At 66.9% G+C, this 15752-nt stretch carries 11 protein-coding genes and 3 rRNA genes; 12 read left to right on the forward strand and 2 right to left on the reverse strand.

Annotated features, from left to right (window positions below; translation table 11 throughout):
- Nucleotides 1-22 precede the first annotated feature (22 nt).
- A complete protein-coding gene (locus tag FHP06_RS01945) occupies nucleotides 23-1105 on the forward strand; it encodes an NAD(P)H-dependent amine dehydrogenase family protein (protein ID WP_147683257.1) in 1083 nt (360 codons plus the stop codon).
- A gap of 69 nt (nucleotides 1106-1174) precedes the next feature.
- On the opposite strand, the gene FHP06_RS01950 is transcribed toward FHP06_RS01945, so the two are convergent.
- The gene (locus tag FHP06_RS01950) at nucleotides 1175-1813 is read right to left on the reverse strand and encodes a DsbA family oxidoreductase (protein ID WP_230973374.1); all 639 of its coding nucleotides are present in this window, start codon (nucleotides 1811-1813) and stop codon (nucleotides 1175-1177) included.
- A gap of 83 nt (nucleotides 1814-1896) precedes the next feature.
- On the opposite strand from FHP06_RS01950, the gene tyrS reads away from it, so the two are divergent.
- The 11 genes from tyrS (at nucleotide 1897) to recN (ending at nucleotide 14867) form a co-directional block, all read left to right on the forward strand.
- Nucleotides 1897-3156 (forward strand): tyrosine--tRNA ligase, encoded by a 1260-nt coding sequence (tyrS, locus tag FHP06_RS01955; RefSeq protein WP_147683261.1) that lies wholly within the window; start codon nucleotides 1897-1899, stop codon nucleotides 3154-3156.
- A 486-nt stretch (nucleotides 3157-3642) separates the two neighbouring features.
- Nucleotides 3643-5159, forward strand: a 16S ribosomal RNA gene (locus FHP06_RS01960).
- A 341-nt stretch (nucleotides 5160-5500) separates the two neighbouring features.
- Nucleotides 5501-8606: ribosomal RNA gene (locus FHP06_RS01965) — 23S ribosomal RNA — on the forward strand.
- A 72-nt stretch (nucleotides 8607-8678) separates the two neighbouring features.
- Nucleotides 8679-8795: ribosomal RNA gene (gene rrf / locus FHP06_RS01970) — 5S ribosomal RNA — on the forward strand.
- The 16S, 23S and 5S rRNA genes sit together here, the layout of an rRNA operon.
- A gap of 63 nt (nucleotides 8796-8858) precedes the next feature.
- On the forward strand, nucleotides 8859-9734 hold the full coding sequence (locus tag FHP06_RS01975; RefSeq protein WP_147683263.1) for a tetratricopeptide repeat protein: 876 nt from the start codon (nucleotides 8859-8861) through the stop codon (nucleotides 9732-9734).
- 88 nt (nucleotides 9735-9822) lie between these two features.
- Complete coding sequence (locus FHP06_RS01980) at nucleotides 9823-10170, forward strand: single-stranded DNA-binding protein (RefSeq protein ID WP_147683265.1); 348 nt, start codon at nucleotides 9823-9825, stop codon at nucleotides 10168-10170.
- 9 nt (nucleotides 10171-10179) lie between these two features.
- Complete coding sequence (locus FHP06_RS01985) at nucleotides 10180-11181, forward strand: HAD-IIA family hydrolase (RefSeq protein ID WP_147683267.1); 1002 nt, start codon at nucleotides 10180-10182, stop codon at nucleotides 11179-11181.
- The gene (locus tag FHP06_RS16155) at nucleotides 11178-11423 is read left to right on the forward strand and encodes a hypothetical protein (RefSeq protein ID WP_147683269.1); all 246 of its coding nucleotides are present in this window, start codon (nucleotides 11178-11180) and stop codon (nucleotides 11421-11423) included. The genes FHP06_RS01985 and FHP06_RS16155 overlap by 4 nt, the downstream gene beginning before the upstream one ends.
- Entirely contained in the window at nucleotides 11420-12235 is an 816-nt protein-coding gene (locus FHP06_RS01995; RefSeq protein WP_147683271.1) for a TlyA family RNA methyltransferase, read from the forward strand. Before FHP06_RS16155 ends, FHP06_RS01995 begins: the two co-directional genes overlap by 4 nt.
- Nucleotides 12232-13182 (forward strand): NAD kinase, encoded by a 951-nt coding sequence (locus tag FHP06_RS02000; RefSeq protein ID WP_147683273.1) that lies wholly within the window; start codon nucleotides 12232-12234, stop codon nucleotides 13180-13182. Before FHP06_RS01995 ends, FHP06_RS02000 begins: the two co-directional genes overlap by 4 nt.
- A complete protein-coding gene (gene recN / locus FHP06_RS02005) occupies nucleotides 13182-14867 on the forward strand; it encodes a DNA repair protein RecN (protein WP_147683274.1) in 1686 nt (561 codons plus the stop codon). Before FHP06_RS02000 ends, recN begins: the two co-directional genes overlap by 1 nt.
- Here the strand turns inward: recN and FHP06_RS02010 are convergent.
- Nucleotides 14864-15685: an adenylate/guanylate cyclase domain-containing protein gene (locus FHP06_RS02010; protein ID WP_147683276.1), complete on the reverse strand. Its 822-nt coding sequence runs from the start codon at nucleotides 15683-15685 to the stop codon at nucleotides 14864-14866. The genes recN and FHP06_RS02010 overlap by 4 nt on opposite strands.
- Nucleotides 15686-15752: the final 67 nt, after the last annotated feature.

The following is a 15752-nucleotide window of genomic DNA, read 5'->3' on the forward strand; positions in this document are numbered from 1 at the left end:
GAACCTGTTCTAGTCTCGGGCCATGAGTGCACCGCTGCGCGTCGTCGTCTGGTCCACCGGCACCCTCGGCCGCTTCGCGATCGCCGGCATCGACCGGCACCCGGACCTCGAGCTCGTCGGCGTCTGGGTGTCGTCACCGGAGAAGGACGGCAAGGACGCGGGGGAGCTCGCCGGGCTCGGCCGCGACCTCGGCGTCGTCGCCACGACCGACACCGCCGCCCTCCTCGACCTGAAGCCGGACTGCATCGTGCACTGCGCGATGACCGACGACCGGATCTTCGACGCGATCGACGACCTCGTCGGCTTCCTCGAGGCCGGGGTGAACGTGGTGAGCAGCGGCCCCGTGGCGCTGCTGTTCCCGAATCCCGGCATGCCCGAGGACGTCTGGCAGCGCATCGAGACCGCCGGCGCGTCCGGCGGCGCCAGCCTGCACGTCAACGGCATCGACCCCGGCTGGGCCAACGACCTCCTGCCGCTCCAGCTCGCCAGCCTCAGCCAGCGGATCGACGAGATCCGCGTCATGGAGATCGCCGACTACTCGACGTACTACCAGCCGGTCGTCATGCGCGACATCTTCGGCTTCGGCCGGCCGATCGACGAGAAGCTGATGCTGTGGGAGCCCGGCATCCTGTCGATGGCCTGGGGTCCCGTGGTCCGCCAGATGGCAGCGGCCCTCGGCGTCACCCTGGACGAGCCGCTCGTGGAGACGGTCGACCGCCGACCCGCGGACCACGACGTGACGACCGTCAGCGTCGACATCGCCACCGGCACGATGGGCGCCGTCCGCTTCGAGGTGATCGGCACCGTCGACGGCGTGCCGCGCATCGTCGTCGAGCACGTCACCCGGACGCACCCGGACCAGGTGCCGGAGTGGGCTCAGCCCACCGGCGGCGGCAGCTACCGGGTCATCGTCACCGGTGAGCCGATCATGGAGCTCGAGCTGGCCCACCACGGCGAGCACGGCGACCACAACGACAGCGGCATGATCGTCACCGCGCAGCGCCTCATCAACGCCGTCCCCGCGGTCGTGGACGCCGAGCCCGGCCTGGTGACCGCTCTCGACCTCCCGCTCGTCACCGGGCGCGGTCTGATGGCGCGGGAGTAGCCTGCGGCAGCTCGCACACACCGTCCTCGCAGACCGGCGCGTCGTCGCCGACCATCTCGAACGGACCGGTCACGCCGCGTCCTCCGACGCCTTCCGCAGGGCGCGGAGGAAAACCTCCGGCTCCTGGGCGCCCGAGACGCCGAACCGGCCGTCGAGCACGAAGAACGGGACGCCGCCGATGCCGTACTCCCAGGCCTGAGCGATGTCGGCGTCGACCGCTGCGGCGTAGGTGCCGTCGGTCAGCGCGTCGACGACGAGCTCCCGGTCGAGCCCGACCTCGGCGGCCAGGTCGGCCAGGTCCTCGACGCGACCGACGTGCCGACCCTCCTCGAAGTACGCCTTGAGGAGCCGCTCTTTCAGCTCGACCTGCTTGCCGTGCGCCTTGGCGAGGTGGAGCGCCTGGTGGGCGAGCCGGGTGTTCGTGTGCTGCAGCGCGTCGTAGTCGTAGTGCAGGCCCACCGTCTCGGCGAGCTGCGTCATCTGCGCGAGCATCTGCTCGGCCTGCGGTCGCGGGACGCGCTTGTGCAGCGCCAGGAAGTCGGACTCCGAGCCCTCGAAGTCGACCGGCGTGTCCGGCGCGAGCTCGAACGAGTGGTACTCGACCTCCACGTCGCCCTCGAACTCCTCGACCGCGGACTCGAACCTGCGCTTCCCGACGTAGCACCAGGGGCAGGCGATGTCGGACCAGATGTCCACCTTCAGGGTCATGTCCAGGTCAACCGTGTGCAGGTGCCAACGATTCCCCGGGAGGTCGTGGACCCGACGCTGGACGGCACTGAGACCATGTGTCCGTGACTGACGTTCTCGACGACCTGGAAACGCGCGGCCTCGTCGCGCACTCCACCGACCGCGACGCGCTCGCGGCCGAGCTCGCCGCGGGACCGATCACGTTCTATGTCGGCTTTGACCCGACTGCGCCGAGCCTGCACGTCGGCAACCTCCTGCAGCTCCTGACCGCCCGGCGCCTCCAGCTCGCCGGCAACCGGCCGCTGCTGCTCGTCGGCGGCTCCACGGGTCTCATCGGCGACCCCAAGGAGTCCGGCGAGCGCGTCATGAACACCAAGGAGACGGTGGCCGAGTGGGTCGACCGGATCCGCGAGCAGGTGTCCCGGTTCGTCGACCTCGAGGGCGACCACGCCGGCACCCTGGTCAACAACCTCGACTGGACCGCGGGCCTCAGCACCATCGACTTCCTGCGCGACATCGGGAAGCACTTCCCGGTCAACCGGATGCTCGCCCGCGACGTCGTCAGCAGCCGGCTCGAGTCCGGCATCAGCTACACCGAGTTCAGCTACGTCCTGCTCCAGTCGCTCGACTACCTCGAGCTGCACCGCCGCCACGGCTGCGTCCTCCAGACCGGCGGCAGTGACCAGTGGGGCAACATCACCGCCGGCGTCGAGCTCGTGCGTCGGGCCGACGGTCACCGCGTGCACGCGCTCGCGACGCCGCTCATCACCAAGGCCGACGGCAGCAAGTTCGGCAAGACCGAGGCCGGCACCGTCTGGCTCGACCCCGAGCTCACGAGCCCGTACGCCTTCTACCAGTCCTGGATCCAGGCCGAGGACTCCAAGGTGGGGGAGTACCTCAAGCAGTTCACGTTCGTCCCGGTCGACGAGATCGACGCCCTCATGGCCGAGCACGCCGAGAAGCCGCAGCTGCGCGCCGCCCAACGCCGCCTGGCCGCCGAGGTCACCGAGATCGTGCACGGCCGCGCCGAGGTGGAGGCCGCCGAGCTCGCGTCGGTGGCGCTGTTCGGCCGGGGTGAGCTCGCCGACCTCCCGGAGGCGACCCTCGCGGCCGCGCTCACCGAGGCCGGCGCGGTCGATCTGGCGGCCGCCGACGGACCCACCGTCACCGACGCCCTCACGGCCACCGGACTGGTGGCGAGCCGGTCCGAGGCGCGGCGCGCGGTGGCCGACGGCGGCGCCTACGTGAACAACCAGCGCGTCGACGACCCCGACCAGCTGCTCTCCGACACGCAGCTCCTGCACGGATCCTGGGCGGTCCTGCGGCGCGGAAAGCGCGCCGTTTCAGGGGTCCGGCTCACCTGATCGGCTCATGTGGCTGGGGTCACAGTGTCGCGATTTGACCAGCGTGAATTCACCCCATAATCTTCTACACGTCGCCCGCTACGGCGGGGCGCAAGACCGGTCAGGTCGGGCGCCCGGAGCGGATGACCACCTCACCGAAACGGTCTTGGATCCGGGTGCTTCGTGCCCCAGGAACCGGCTGCTGACAACGGGGGTGTGACTGAGCGGGACCCCGGTTTTGACCGGCGCAAACGCACAGTGTAAGTTAGACGAGTTGCCCCGAAGCGGACGGCCGGAAGGCCCAGGCTGAGGTGAGCGTCTGATCCTTGAGAACTCAACAGTGTGCCAAAAGTCGACGAGATTAATCAGAAATACCCCCGTCGATGACAGCGGAGAGCTTCGGCTCGACGCGTGATCGATGGATCAATTCCGACAATTTATTTGTCAGCAAATAGTTTGTCGGGGTCGAACAGATGTTGACCCTGTCCTTCGGGACCGGGGATTTTTTCAACGGAGAGTTTGATCCTGGCTCAGGACGAACGCTGGCGGCGTGCTTAACACATGCAAGTCGAGCGGTAAGGCACCTTCGGGTGTACACGAGCGGCGAACGGGTGAGTAACACGTGAGCAATCTGCCCTTCTCATCGGAATAAGCGCGGGAAACTGCGTCTAATGCCGAATACGACCTCCTTTCGCATGATCGGAGGTGGAAAGCTCCGGCGGAGAAGGATGAGCTCGCGGCCTATCAGCTAGTTGGTGAGGTAACGGCCCACCAAGGCGACGACGGGTAGCCGGCCTGAGAGGGTGACCGGCCACACTGGGACTGAGACACGGCCCAGACTCCTACGGGAGGCAGCAGTGGGGAATATTGGACAATGGGCGAAAGCCTGATCCAGCAACGCCGCGTGAGGGATGACGGCCTTCGGGTTGTAAACCTCTTTCAGCAGGGACGAAGCGAAAGTGACGGTACCTGCAGAAGAAGGACCGGCCAACTACGTGCCAGCAGCCGCGGTAATACGTAGGGTCCGAGCGTTGTCCGGAATTATTGGGCGTAAAGGGCTCGTAGGCGGTTTGTCACGTCGGGCGTGAAAACTCAGGGCTTAACCCTGAGCGTGCGTCCGATACGGGCAGACTAGAGGTATGCAGGGGAGAACGGAATTCCTGGTGTAGCGGTGGAATGCGCAGATATCAGGAGGAACACCGGTGGCGAAGGCGGTTCTCTGGGCATTACCTGACGCTGAGGAGCGAAAGCATGGGGAGCGAACAGGATTAGATACCCTGGTAGTCCATGCCGTAAACGTTGGGCGCTAGGTGTGGGGACCTTCCACGGTTTCCGTGCCGCAGCTAACGCATTAAGCGCCCCGCCTGGGGAGTACGGCCGCAAGGCTAAAACTCAAAGGAATTGACGGGGGCCCGCACAAGCGGCGGAGCATGCTGATTAATTCGATGCAACGCGAAGAACCTTACCTGGGTTTGACATATGGGGAAAACTCACAGAGATGTGAGGTCCTTTTGGGCTCCATACAGGTGGTGCATGGCTGTCGTCAGCTCGTGTCGTGAGATGTTGGGTTAAGTCCCGCAACGAGCGCAACCCTCGTCCTATGTTGCCAGCACGTAAAGGTGGGGACTCATAGGAGACTGCCGGGGTCAACTCGGAGGAAGGTGGGGATGACGTCAAGTCTTCATGCCCCTTATGCCCAGGGCTTCAAGCATGCTACAATGGCCGGTACAAAGGGCTGCGAAACCGCAAGGTGGAGCGAATCCCAAAAAGCCGGTCTCAGTTCGGATTGGGGTCTGCAACTCGACCCCATGAAGTCGGAGTCGCTAGTAATCGCAGATCAGCAACGCTGCGGTGAATACGTTCCCGGGCCTTGTACACACCGCCCGTCACGTCATGAAAGTCGGCAACACCCGAAGCCGGTGGCCCAACCCTTGTGGAGGGAGCCGTCGAAGGTGGGGCTGGCGATTGGGACGAAGTCGTAACAAGGTAGCCGTACCGGAAGGTGCGGCTGGATCACCTCCTTTCTAAGGAGCATCTGGCGAGTCCTTCGGGATCTCGTCCAGGCGTGCTGAACGCAGGCGATCGTCCTGCGCAGCACAGCTCACTAGTGGACGTCGACTACTTGGCTCGTCGCCGGCGGAAGGCCGTCAGTACATCGCTCCTTCGGGAGCGAACGGAACCTCGGACCGGACGCGACGACGACTCAGGCACACTGTTGGGTCCTGAGGGATCAGCTCGTAGAGTTGGACCCTCGGACCGTCAACCCCTCGAACTGCCCGGCGAGCTGCCGCGCAAGCGAGGAACCGTGGACGGTACCGACCGCACCTTGAGAACTTCACAGTGGACGCGAGCATCTTTGTAGTAACAACAAGCTACTAAGTGCACATGGTGGATGCCTTGGCATCGAGAGCCGATGAAGGACGTTGGAGTCTGCGAAAAGCCCCGGGAAGGTGACAACCGACCTGTGATCCGGGGATGTCCGAATGGGGAAACCCACCTGGAGGAAAGTCCAGGTACCTGCGCCTGAACACATAGGGCGTCTGGAGGGAACGCGGGGAAGTGAAACATCTCAGTACCCGCAGGAAGAGAAAACAACCGTGATTCCGGTAGTAGTGGCGAGCGAAACCGGAAGAGGCTAAACCTCAGTGATGTGATAGCCGGCAGGCGTTGTCACTGGGGGGTTGTGGGGCCGCATGGCTCGTTCTGCCGAACGAGCGAAGAGTCATAAACCATGAGTGAAGTTGAAGCCGACTGGAAAGTCGCGGCACAGAGGGTGAGACCCCCGTACACGTAAGCTCATGGCTCTTTTGCGTCACCCCGAGTAACACCGAACCCCTGAAATTCGGTGTGAATCTGGCGGGACCACCCGTTAAGCCTAAATACTCCTCGATGACCGATAGCGGACTAGTACCGTGAGGGAAAGGTGAAAAGTACCCCGGGAGGGGAGTGAAATAGTACCTGAAACCATGTGCATACAATCCGTTGGAGCTCTTCCTTGTGAAGGGTGACAGCGTGCCTTTTGAAGAATGAGCCTGCGAGTTAGCGTGGTGTAGCGAGGTTAAGGCGAGAGCCGTAGCCGTAGCGAAAGCGAGTCCGAATAGGGCGACTGAGTTGCACCATCTAGACCCGAAGCGGAGTGATCTATCCATGGGCAGGTTGAAGCGCGGGTAAGACCGCGTGGAGGACCGAACCCACCTAGGTTAAAAACTGGGGGGATGACCTGTGGATAGGGGTGAAAGGCCAATCAAACTCCGTGATAGCTGGTTCTCCCCGAAATGCATTTAGGTGCAGCGTTGCGTGTTTCTTGCCGGAGGTAGAGCACTGGATGGGCTAGGGGGCCTACAAGCTTACTGAACTCAGCCAAACTCCGAATGCCGGCAAGTGAGAGCGCAGCAGTGAGACTGCGGGGGATAAGCTCCGTAGTCGAGAGGGAAACAGCCCAGACCATCAGCTAAGGTCCCAAAGCGATTGCTAAGTGGAAAAGGATGTGGAGTCGCAGAGACAACCAGGAGGTTGGCTTAGAAGCAGCCACCCTTGAAAGAGTGCGTAATAGCTCACTGGTCAAGTAATTCCGCGCCGACAATTTAGCGGGGCTCAAGCAATCCACCGAAGCTATGGGATTCACACATGTGGTAGGCCTTCGTGGTCCAGCCGTGTGGATCGGTAGGGGAGCGTCGTGTCGCGAGCGAAGCGGCGGGGTAACCCAGCCGTGGATGCGACACGAGTGAGAATGCAGGCATGAGTAGCGAATGAAGAGTGAGAAACTCTTCCACCGGATGACCAAGGGTTCCAGGGTCAAGCTAATCTTCCCTGGGTAAGTCGGGACCTAAGGCGAGGCCGACAGGCGTAGTCGATGGACAACGGGCTGATATTCCCGTACCGGCGCTGAAGCGACCCTGCCGAGCCCAGTGATGCTAAGTGCCCGAAACCGGCCGTCAGTCTCTTCGGAGACAGCGGCCGGCGGAGCGCACGACCCAAGCTGGTAGTAGGCAAGCAATGGTGTGACGCAGGAAGGTAGCTCAACCGCGGCGATGGTAGTCCGCGGCCAAGGTCGTAGGGCGAACGGTAGGCAAATCCGCCGTTCACATGCCTGAGAACTGATGGGGAGACGTTTTAGTCGAAGTGAGTGATCCTATGCTGTCGAGAAAAGCATCTAGCGATGTTTCAGAGCCGCCCGTACCCCAAACCGACTCAGGTGGTCAGGTAGAGAATACTAAGGTGATCGAGTGAATCATGGTTAAGGAACTCGGCAAAATGCCCCCGTAACTTCGGGAGAAGGGGGGCCGGATTCGTGAGTGGACTTGCTCCACGAAGCGTTGAAGGCCGCAGAGACCAGGCCCAAGCGACTGTTTACTAAAAACACAGGTCCGTGCTAAGTCGAAAGACGCCGTATACGGACTGACTCCTGCCCGGTGCTGGAAGGTTAAGGGGACGCGTTAGCGCAAGCGAAGCGCAGAACTTAAGCCCCAGTAAACGGCGGTGGTAACTATAACCATCCTAAGGTAGCGAAATTCCTTGTCGGGTAAGTTCCGACCTGCACGAATGGAGTAACGACTTGGGCGCTGTCTCAACCATGAACTCGGCGAAATTGCACTACGAGTAAAGATGCTCGTTACGCGCGGCAGGACGGAAAGACCCCGGGACCTTTACTACAGCTTGGTATTGGTGTTTGGTTCAATTTGTGTAGGATAGGTGGGAGACTTTGAAGCTCGGACGCCAGTTCGAGTGGAGTCATCGTTGAAATACCACTCTGATTGTACTAGATATCTAACCTAGGTCCGTTATCCGGATCAGGGACAGTGCCTGGTGGGTAGTTTAACTGGGGCGGTTGCCTCCTAAAATGTAACGGAGGCGCTCAAAGGTTCCCTCAGCCTGGTTGGCAATCAGGTTTCGAGTGTAAGTGCACAAGGGAGCTTGACTGTGAGAGTGACAGCTCGAGCAGGGACGAAAGTCGGAACTAGTGACCCGGCGCTGGCATGTGGAAGCGGCGTCGCTCAACGGATAAAAGGTACCCCGGGGATAACAGGCTGATCTTCCCCAAGAGTCCATATCGACGGGATGGTTTGGCACCTCGATGTCGGCTCGTCGCATCCTGGGGCCGTAGCAGGTCCCAAGGGTTGGGCTGTTCGCCCATTAAAGCGGCACGCGAGCTGGGTTTAGAACGTCGTGAGACAGTTCGGTCCCTATCCGCCGCGCGCGTAGGAAACTTGAGAAAGGCTGTCCCTAGTACGAGAGGACCGGGATGGACGAACCTCTGGTGTGCCAGTTGTCCTGCCAAGGGCACGGCTGGTTGGCTACGTTCGGAAGTGATAACCGCTGAAAGCATCTAAGCGGGAAGCACGTTTCAAGATGAGGTTTCCCACTGGTTTACCAGGTAAGGCCCCCAGCAGACCACTGGGTTGATAGGCCGGAAGTAGAAGTGCAGCAATGCATGGAGCTGACCGGTACTAATAGGCCGAGGGCTTGTTTCTACACAGATACTGCGCGTCCACTGTGAGGTTCCCGAGATACGGTCGGGAACCCGATTGATATCTCCATAGAGTTTCGGCGACCATGGCGAGAGGGAAACACCCGGTCACATTCCGAACCCGGAAGTTAAGCCTCTCAGCGCCGATGGTACTGCGCGGGGGACTGCGTGGGAGAGTAGGACGTCGCCGGACAATCTTTAGCGCGAGGCCGCTCCTTCGGGGGCGGCCTCGCTGCATTTCACAGAAGGTGAGTACATGAACGACGCCAGGAAGCCGCGATCGAGCGGCGGCAAGCCGCCCCGTCGCGGCGCCGGCTCCGGCGGCCGCCCGGACGGCCGTGGTGCCGGCGGGCGCGGTAGACCTGCAGGTCAGCGCGGTGGCGGACGAGGTGCCGGCCAGCGCTCGGGTGGTTCTCGACGTGACTACCGCCGCGACGAGCCCGTCGAGCGGACCGCGGACCAGAAGATCTACGACGGCCCGCCGATCCCGGACGACGTCGGCGCGAAGGACCTCGACAAGCACGCCCGGCAGGCGCTCCAGTCCCTGCCGGAGAAGCTGCAGGAGCGCGTCGCCCGCCACCTGGTGATGGCCGGTCTCCTCATGCACGAGGACCCCGAGACCGCCTACCTGCACGCCCTCGCGGCCCGGGCGCGCGCCTCGCGCAACGGGCTCATCCGTGAGGCCTGCGGTGAGACCGCCTACGCGGCCGGCAAGTTCGCCGAGGCGCTGTCGGAGTTCCGTGCCGCCCGCCGGATGAACGGACAGCAGTACTACGCCCCGATGATGGCCGACTGCGAGCGTGCGCTCGGTCGCCCGGAGAAGGCGCTCGCGTACGACACCCCGGAGACCCGCTCCCACCTCGACGAGGCCGGCCAGATCGAGCTGTCGATCGTGGTGGCCGGCGCTCGGCGCGACCTCGGCCAGGTCGACGCCGCACTGCGTCTGCTGGAGACCGAGCCGCTGCACAGCAAGTCACGTGCCGACTGGGTCGCACGACTGCGCTACGCGTACGCCGACACCCTGCTCGCCGGCGGCCGCACCGAGGAGGCCGTGGAGTGGTTCCACCGCGTGGTGGCCGTCGACGGCAACAAGATGACGGATGCCGAGGAACGGCTCGCCGAGCTCACCTGATCGTCCACAGCCGCGGCGCCGCGACGGCGTGTCCACACCGCCGGTCGCGGCCCTCGTGGCACCGGACGGCCTCCGCGATGGTCGGAGGATGCAGACTGATTCCCTCACCTCCGACACCATCAACCTCGTCCAGCTGCGCGGCCGCGTCTCTGCCGACCCGCTCGCGCGGATGCTGCCCAGCGGCGACGAGGTCGTCTCGTTCCGGCTGATCGTCCCGCGGAGCGCCAACGCCCGGCGTCGCTCGAAGCAGCGGGTCGACACGATCGAGTGCTCCGCCTGGAACGCGAAGCTCCGCAAGAAAGCACGCTCGCTCGAGGCGGGCGACGAGGTGACCGTGAGCGGTGAGCTGCGTCGACGGTTCTCCCGAGGCGCGGCCGGCCCGATGAGCTGGGTCAGCGTCGACCTCGACACCTGCGAGCGTGCGGCACGGGACTAGCCTCGCCGCATGAGCCTCGCGTCGTCCGACCAGCCGCTCACCCAGGTGCACGACGCGGCGCTGCTCGACCTCGACGGCGTCGTCTACGTCGGCGCCGACGCCGTGCCGGGAGCCGTCGAGGCCATCGAGGGCGCACGCGGGGACGGTCTGCGGATCGCCTACCTGACCAACAACGCGTCCCGGACGGCCCGGGAGGTCGCTCAGCACCTGCGCGACCTGGGCCTGACCGCCGAGGACACCGACGTCGTGACCGCTGCCGAGGCCGTCGCCCACCTGGTGGCGGACGCCGTGCCCGAGGGCGCGGCGGTGCTGCTGGTCGGTGGCGAGGGCCTGCGCGAGCCGCTGGAGCGGCGCGGTCTGCGCTGCGTGCAGTCGGCGGACGACCAGCCGGCCGCCGTGGTCCAGGGCTTCCACCCCGATCTCGCCTGGCGAGTGCTCGCCGAGGCGTCCTACGCGATCGAACGTGGAGTGCCGTGGTTCGCGAGCAACGCGGACCTCACGATCCCGACCGACCGCGGCATCGCTCCCGGCAACGGGTCGCTGATCCAGGCGGTGAGCAACGCCACGGGGCAGCGGCCCACGGTCGCGGGCAAGCCCGAGCGAGCCCTCTTCGACGAGACGGTCGAGCGGGTCGGGGCCCAGCGTCCACTGATGGTCGGCGACCGGTTCGACACCGACATCGACGGCGCCGTGAACGCCGGGATCGACAGCCTGGCGGTGCTGACGGGGGTGGGGACGCTCGCCGGACTGCTCGAGCTCGAGCCGGGCCACCGGCCCACCTACGTGGCACACGACGTGTCGGGACTGCTCGAGCCCCATCCGCCCGTCGAGGTCGGAGACGACGCGGCCACCTGTGGCGACGCCCGGGCGCACGTCGACGACGGCACGGTCGCGTTGAGGTCCGGCGAGCCGGCGTCGCTGGAGGCCCTGCGCGCCGTGGTGGCGCTCGCGTGGGCGTGGCGCGACCGTTCCGGGTCTGCACCGCGCCTGGATGGGACACTGGAGACATGACCGAACCGGAGCCGCAGCCCGTCACCGACGCCGCCGAGGCCGACGTCGTCGACACCGTCGACGACGTGCTGGCGCGCGCCCGGGAGGCAGCAGCCGGCCATCCGGGCCTCGAGGAGGCGCTCCGCCGACTCGACGGACTGGACGAGCTGGACGTCGAGCACCATCCGGAGGCGTTCGACGCGGTCCACCGTGCCCTGCGGGAGGCGCTGGCCGAGGCCGGGAACTCTCCGGAATCGACGTGACGCGTCGGGTCAGGCTCGACGCCGAGCTGGTCCGGCGTGACCTCGCCCGGTCGCGCGAGCACGCCGGCACCCTCATCCAGGGCGGTGCCGTCATGGTCGGCGGTAGGGTCGCCACGAAGGCGGCGACGCAGGTCGGCACGGACCAGCCGATCGTCGTCCGCGCCACCGACGATCCCGCGTGGGCGTCGCGCGGCGCCTACAAGCTGCTCGGAGCACTCGAGGTGTTCGAGCCGCAGGGCCTCGACGTCAGCGGCCGACGCTGCCTGGACGCCGGTGCCTCCACCGGTGGCTTCACCGACGTCCTGCTCCGCCGCGGGGCCCGCGAGGTCTGCGCGGTCGACGTCGGGTACGGCCAGCTGGTCTGGGCGCTGCAGTCCGACGATCGCGTCCACGTGTTCGACCGCACAAACGTGCGCACGCTCGAGCCCGGCGACATCGGCGGTGAGGTCGACCTCGTCGTCTCGGATCTGTCGTTCATCTCCCTTACCGTGGTGATGCCGGCACTCACCCGCGTGTGCAAGCAGGAGGGCGACATCGTGCTGATGATCAAGCCGCAGTTCGAGGTGGGCCGCGCGAACCTCGGCAAGAACGGCGTCGTCCGGGACCCGGCTCTCCACGCCGACGCCGTGCACCGCGTCTGCCTCTCCGCCCAGGAGCACGGCTGGGGTACGCGCGCCCTGGCGCCCAGTCCACTGCCCGGTCCCGCCGGCAACGTCGAGTACTTCTGCTGGCTCCGCACGGACGCCGACGCCCCGAGCGACCAGGCGGCCCGCGAGGTCGTCGCGGCCGGACCGCTGGAGGCCCCGCGATGAGGACCGTGCTGATCATCATCCACGCCGCGCGCGAAGAGGCGGCGAAGGTCGCCGCCGCGTTCGCCACCGACGTCCGCTCCGCCGGCATGGGTGTCCGCGTCCTCGACTCGGACGCCGACGCGCTGGCGCAGGCTGGTCTGGAGGACCCGGAGGTGGTCGCGGCGGAGGCCGGGGCCGCGCGCGACTGCGAGCTGGCCGTCGTCTTCGGTGGCGACGGCACCATCCTGCGCGGGGCGGAGATGTGCCGCGGCACGGGCACGCCGGTGCTCGGCGTCAACCTGGGCCACGTCGGCTTCCTGGCCGAGGCGGACGCCGAGGACGTGCACGCCGTGGTCCAGGGCGTCGTCGACCGGACCTACACCGTCGAGGAGCGACTCACCGTCGACGTGTCCGTCAAGGTCGGGGGAGAGGTCGTCGCCACCAACTGGGCGCTGAACGAGGCGTCGGTCGAGAAGGCGGCGCGCGAGCGGATGCTGGAGCTGGTCGTCGAGATCGACGGCCGCCCGGTGTCCCGGTGGGGCTGCGACGGCGTCGTCTGCGCCACGCCCACGGGATCGACGGCCTACAACTTCAGCGCGGGCGGTCCGGTCGTGTGGCCGGAGGTCGCCGCGCTGCTCATGGTGCCGATCAGCGCGCACGCCCTGTTCGCCCGGCCGATGGTCGTCTCACCGGACTCGACCCTCGCGATCGAGGTCGTGGGGGAGGTCTCGACCGGCGTCGTGTGGTGCGACGGTCGTCGTGCCGCGGACCTGCCGGTCGGCGCTCGGGTCGAGGTCGTCCGCGGTGCCGAGACCGTCCGTCTCGCCCGGCTCCACACCGCGCCCTTCGCCGATCGCCTGGTGCGCAAGTTCGACCTGCCGGTCACGGGCTGGCGCGGCTCGGCGGAGCGACGGAACGGAACATCGGCAGGGATGCCGGGCCCTGGGCGGCAGGATGGCACAGCCTGATGTGGCAGCACCTCACCCTGTCGTCCCTGGGCGTCATCGACTCCGCCGAGCTCGAACTCGGACCCGGGTTCACCGTCATCACCGGTGAGACGGGTGCCGGCAAGACCATGGTCGTCACGGCGCTCGGGCTCCTGCGCGGCGACCGCGCGGATCTCGGACTCGTGCGCACCGGCACCGACCGCGCCCGCGTCGAGGCCGAGATCGCCGTGCCCGAGGGGTCGAGCGTCGAGGAGACGGTCGTCGACGCCGGCGGTCAGCTCGACGACGGGGTCGTCGTCCTCGCGCGCTCGCTGTCGGCACAGGGCCGGTCGCGAGCCTTCGCCGGCGGCGCCACCGTGCCGGCCGGTCTGCTCGCCGAGGTCACCGACGAGCTCGTCGCGGTGCACGGCCAGTCCGACCAGCACCGGTTGCTTCGCGCGGCCGCCCAGCGCGAGGCGCTCGACCGGTTCGCCGGAGAGCCGGTCAAGGACGCCCTGGCCGAGTACGTCCCGGCCTACACCCGCCTGCGGGCGATCGAGCGTCGGCTCGACGAGCTCCGCACCCACGCACAGGAACGGGCCCGCGAGCTCGACCTGCTCCGGCACGGTCTCGACGAGATCGCCGCCGTGGAGCCGGTGACCGACGAGGACGAGGACCTCAAGGTCGAGGCCGGGCGGCTCGGGCACGTCGAGGCGCTCGTCCGGGCCGCTCTCGGTGCCCACGAGGCCCTGGCGAGCGACGACGACGCCGGGTCCGCGCGTGACCTCGTCGCCGCCGCGTCCGCCGCGCTCGACGAGGCCGCCGGCCACGACCCTGACCTCGACGCGCTCGCCGCGCGCGTGCGCGAGGTCAGCATCGTGGTCGACGACGTCGCCGGAGAGCTCAGCGCGTACGCCGACGGAGTCGAGGTCGACCCGGCCCGGCTGGCCGTCGTGCAGGAGCGCATCGCGGCCCTCACCACCCTGCAGCGCAAGTACGGCCCCACGCTTGCCGACGTCCTGACGTGGCAGGAGAAGGCCGCGGCGCGTCTCACCGAGCTCGACTCCGACGACGACACCGTGGCCGGGCTGGAGGCCGAGCGCGACCGGCTCGAGCCGGAGGTCCGGCGGATGGCCGCCCGACTCAGCGAGCTGCGCGCCGAGGCGGGGGAGCGGCTCAGCGGGCTGGTGGACACCGAGCTGGCCCAGCTGTCGATGCCGTCGGCCCACCTCGTGGTGCGGGTCGACAGTGCTGACGGTGCCGCGCTCACCGCTCACGGCACCGACGACGTCGAGCTGCTGTTCTCGGCCAACGCCGGCTCGCCGGAGCGTCCGCTCGCGAAGGGCGCCAGCGGGGGAGAGCTGTCCCGTCTGATGCTGGCTCTCGAGGTCGTGCTCGCCGACCGCACCACGGTCCCCACGCTCGTGTTCGACGAGGTGGACGCCGGCATCGGCGGCAAGGCGGCGGTGGAGGTCGGCCGGCGGCTCTCTCGGCTCGCCGAGCACGCCCAGGTCCTCGCCGTCACCCACCTGCCGCAGGTCGCGGCGTTCGCCGACCACCACTTCCGGGTCACCAAGGACGACGACGGCATCGTCACCAGCAGCTCGGTCGTCCGGCTCGACGAGTCGGACCGGGTCGACGAGCTGGCCCGCATGCTCGCGGGTCAGGAGGACTCCGCCACGGCGCAGGCGCACGCCCGCGAGCTGCTCGAGCTCGCCCGCGGCTAGAGAACCGCGACCTCCCAGAGGCGGTGCACGCCGGGCAGACCCTTCAGCTCGGTGTCGCGCCCGTCCACCAGGACGACGTCCTCGACGTCCTTGAGCGCGACGCGGATGTCGTCGCTGACCAGGATCTCGCCGCCGCGGGCCTGCGACGCGACCCGGGCCGCCATCGCCACGTTGCGGCCGAACAGGTCGCCGTCGCGCTCGATGGCCGTGCCGCAGTGGATGCCGACCCGCACCCGGATCGGGGTGCGCCGGAGCCGACGATCGTTGCTCTCCTCGATGGCGTCCTGGATCGAGATGCCGGCCCGCACGGCGTCGGCCGGCTCGCGGAACGCCATCATGAACCCGTCGCCCTGCGACTTCACGATGTGCCCGCCGAACGCAGAGACGCGGTCGTGGACGACCTTGTCGTGGGCGCTCAGCACCTTGACCCACTGCTTGTCGCCCAGCGTCTCGTTGAGGTGGGTCGAGTCCTCGATGTCGGAGAACATGATCGTGACGGCGCCGTCAGGCCCGGCGAGCTTGGCGATCTCGGTCCGGTCCTCCTGCGTCCACCGGGAGAAGTCCTCCATCGAGGACATCAGCAGCCCGGAGACGCCGTGGTCGCGGACCAGGGCAGCGGTCTCCACGGCCGTCTCCACCACGGCCTTCACCCGCTGCGCCCGACGCTCCCGGCGCGGCTGGCTGCGGCCCTGTCGACGGGCCACCTCGGTGAGCCGCTGCACCTCGTGCTCGGCCTTCGCCAGACGACGCCGCGTGACCACCAGCAGGCCGGTGACGGCCACCAGCAGCAGCGAGAGCACGACGACGGCCACGAGCACGGATTCACCCTCGCACACGGGGCATGACGCGCGTGCCGACCTCCCTGGAATCGACGAAGTCGCGTGG

The organism is Aeromicrobium terrae, from assembly GCF_008039565.1.
Classification (GTDB): domain Bacteria; phylum Actinomycetota; class Actinomycetes; order Propionibacteriales; family Nocardioidaceae; genus Aeromicrobium; species Aeromicrobium terrae.

What these genes read in the sequence shown, in the direction of transcription:
- FHP06_RS01945 (WP_147683257.1), top strand. Translation starts at nt 23, where the DNA reads ATGAGTGCACCGCTGCGCGTCGTCGTCTGGTCCACCGGCACCCTCGGC.
- FHP06_RS01950 (WP_230973374.1), bottom strand. Translation starts at nt 1,813, where the DNA reads ATGACCCTGAAGGTGGACATCTGGTCCGACATCGCCTGCCCCTGGTGC.
- FHP06_RS01975 (WP_147683263.1), top strand. Translation starts at nt 8,859, where the DNA reads ATGAACGACGCCAGGAAGCCGCGATCGAGCGGCGGCAAGCCGCCCCGT.
- FHP06_RS01980 (WP_147683265.1), top strand. Translation starts at nt 9,823, where the DNA reads ATGCAGACTGATTCCCTCACCTCCGACACCATCAACCTCGTCCAGCTG.
- FHP06_RS01985 (WP_147683267.1), top strand. Translation starts at nt 10,180, where the DNA reads ATGAGCCTCGCGTCGTCCGACCAGCCGCTCACCCAGGTGCACGACGCG.
- FHP06_RS16155 (WP_147683269.1), top strand. Translation starts at nt 11,178, where the DNA reads ATGACCGAACCGGAGCCGCAGCCCGTCACCGACGCCGCCGAGGCCGAC.
- FHP06_RS02000 (WP_147683273.1), top strand. Translation starts at nt 12,232, where the DNA reads ATGAGGACCGTGCTGATCATCATCCACGCCGCGCGCGAAGAGGCGGCG.
- recN (WP_147683274.1), top strand. Translation starts at nt 13,182, where the DNA reads ATGTGGCAGCACCTCACCCTGTCGTCCCTGGGCGTCATCGACTCCGCC.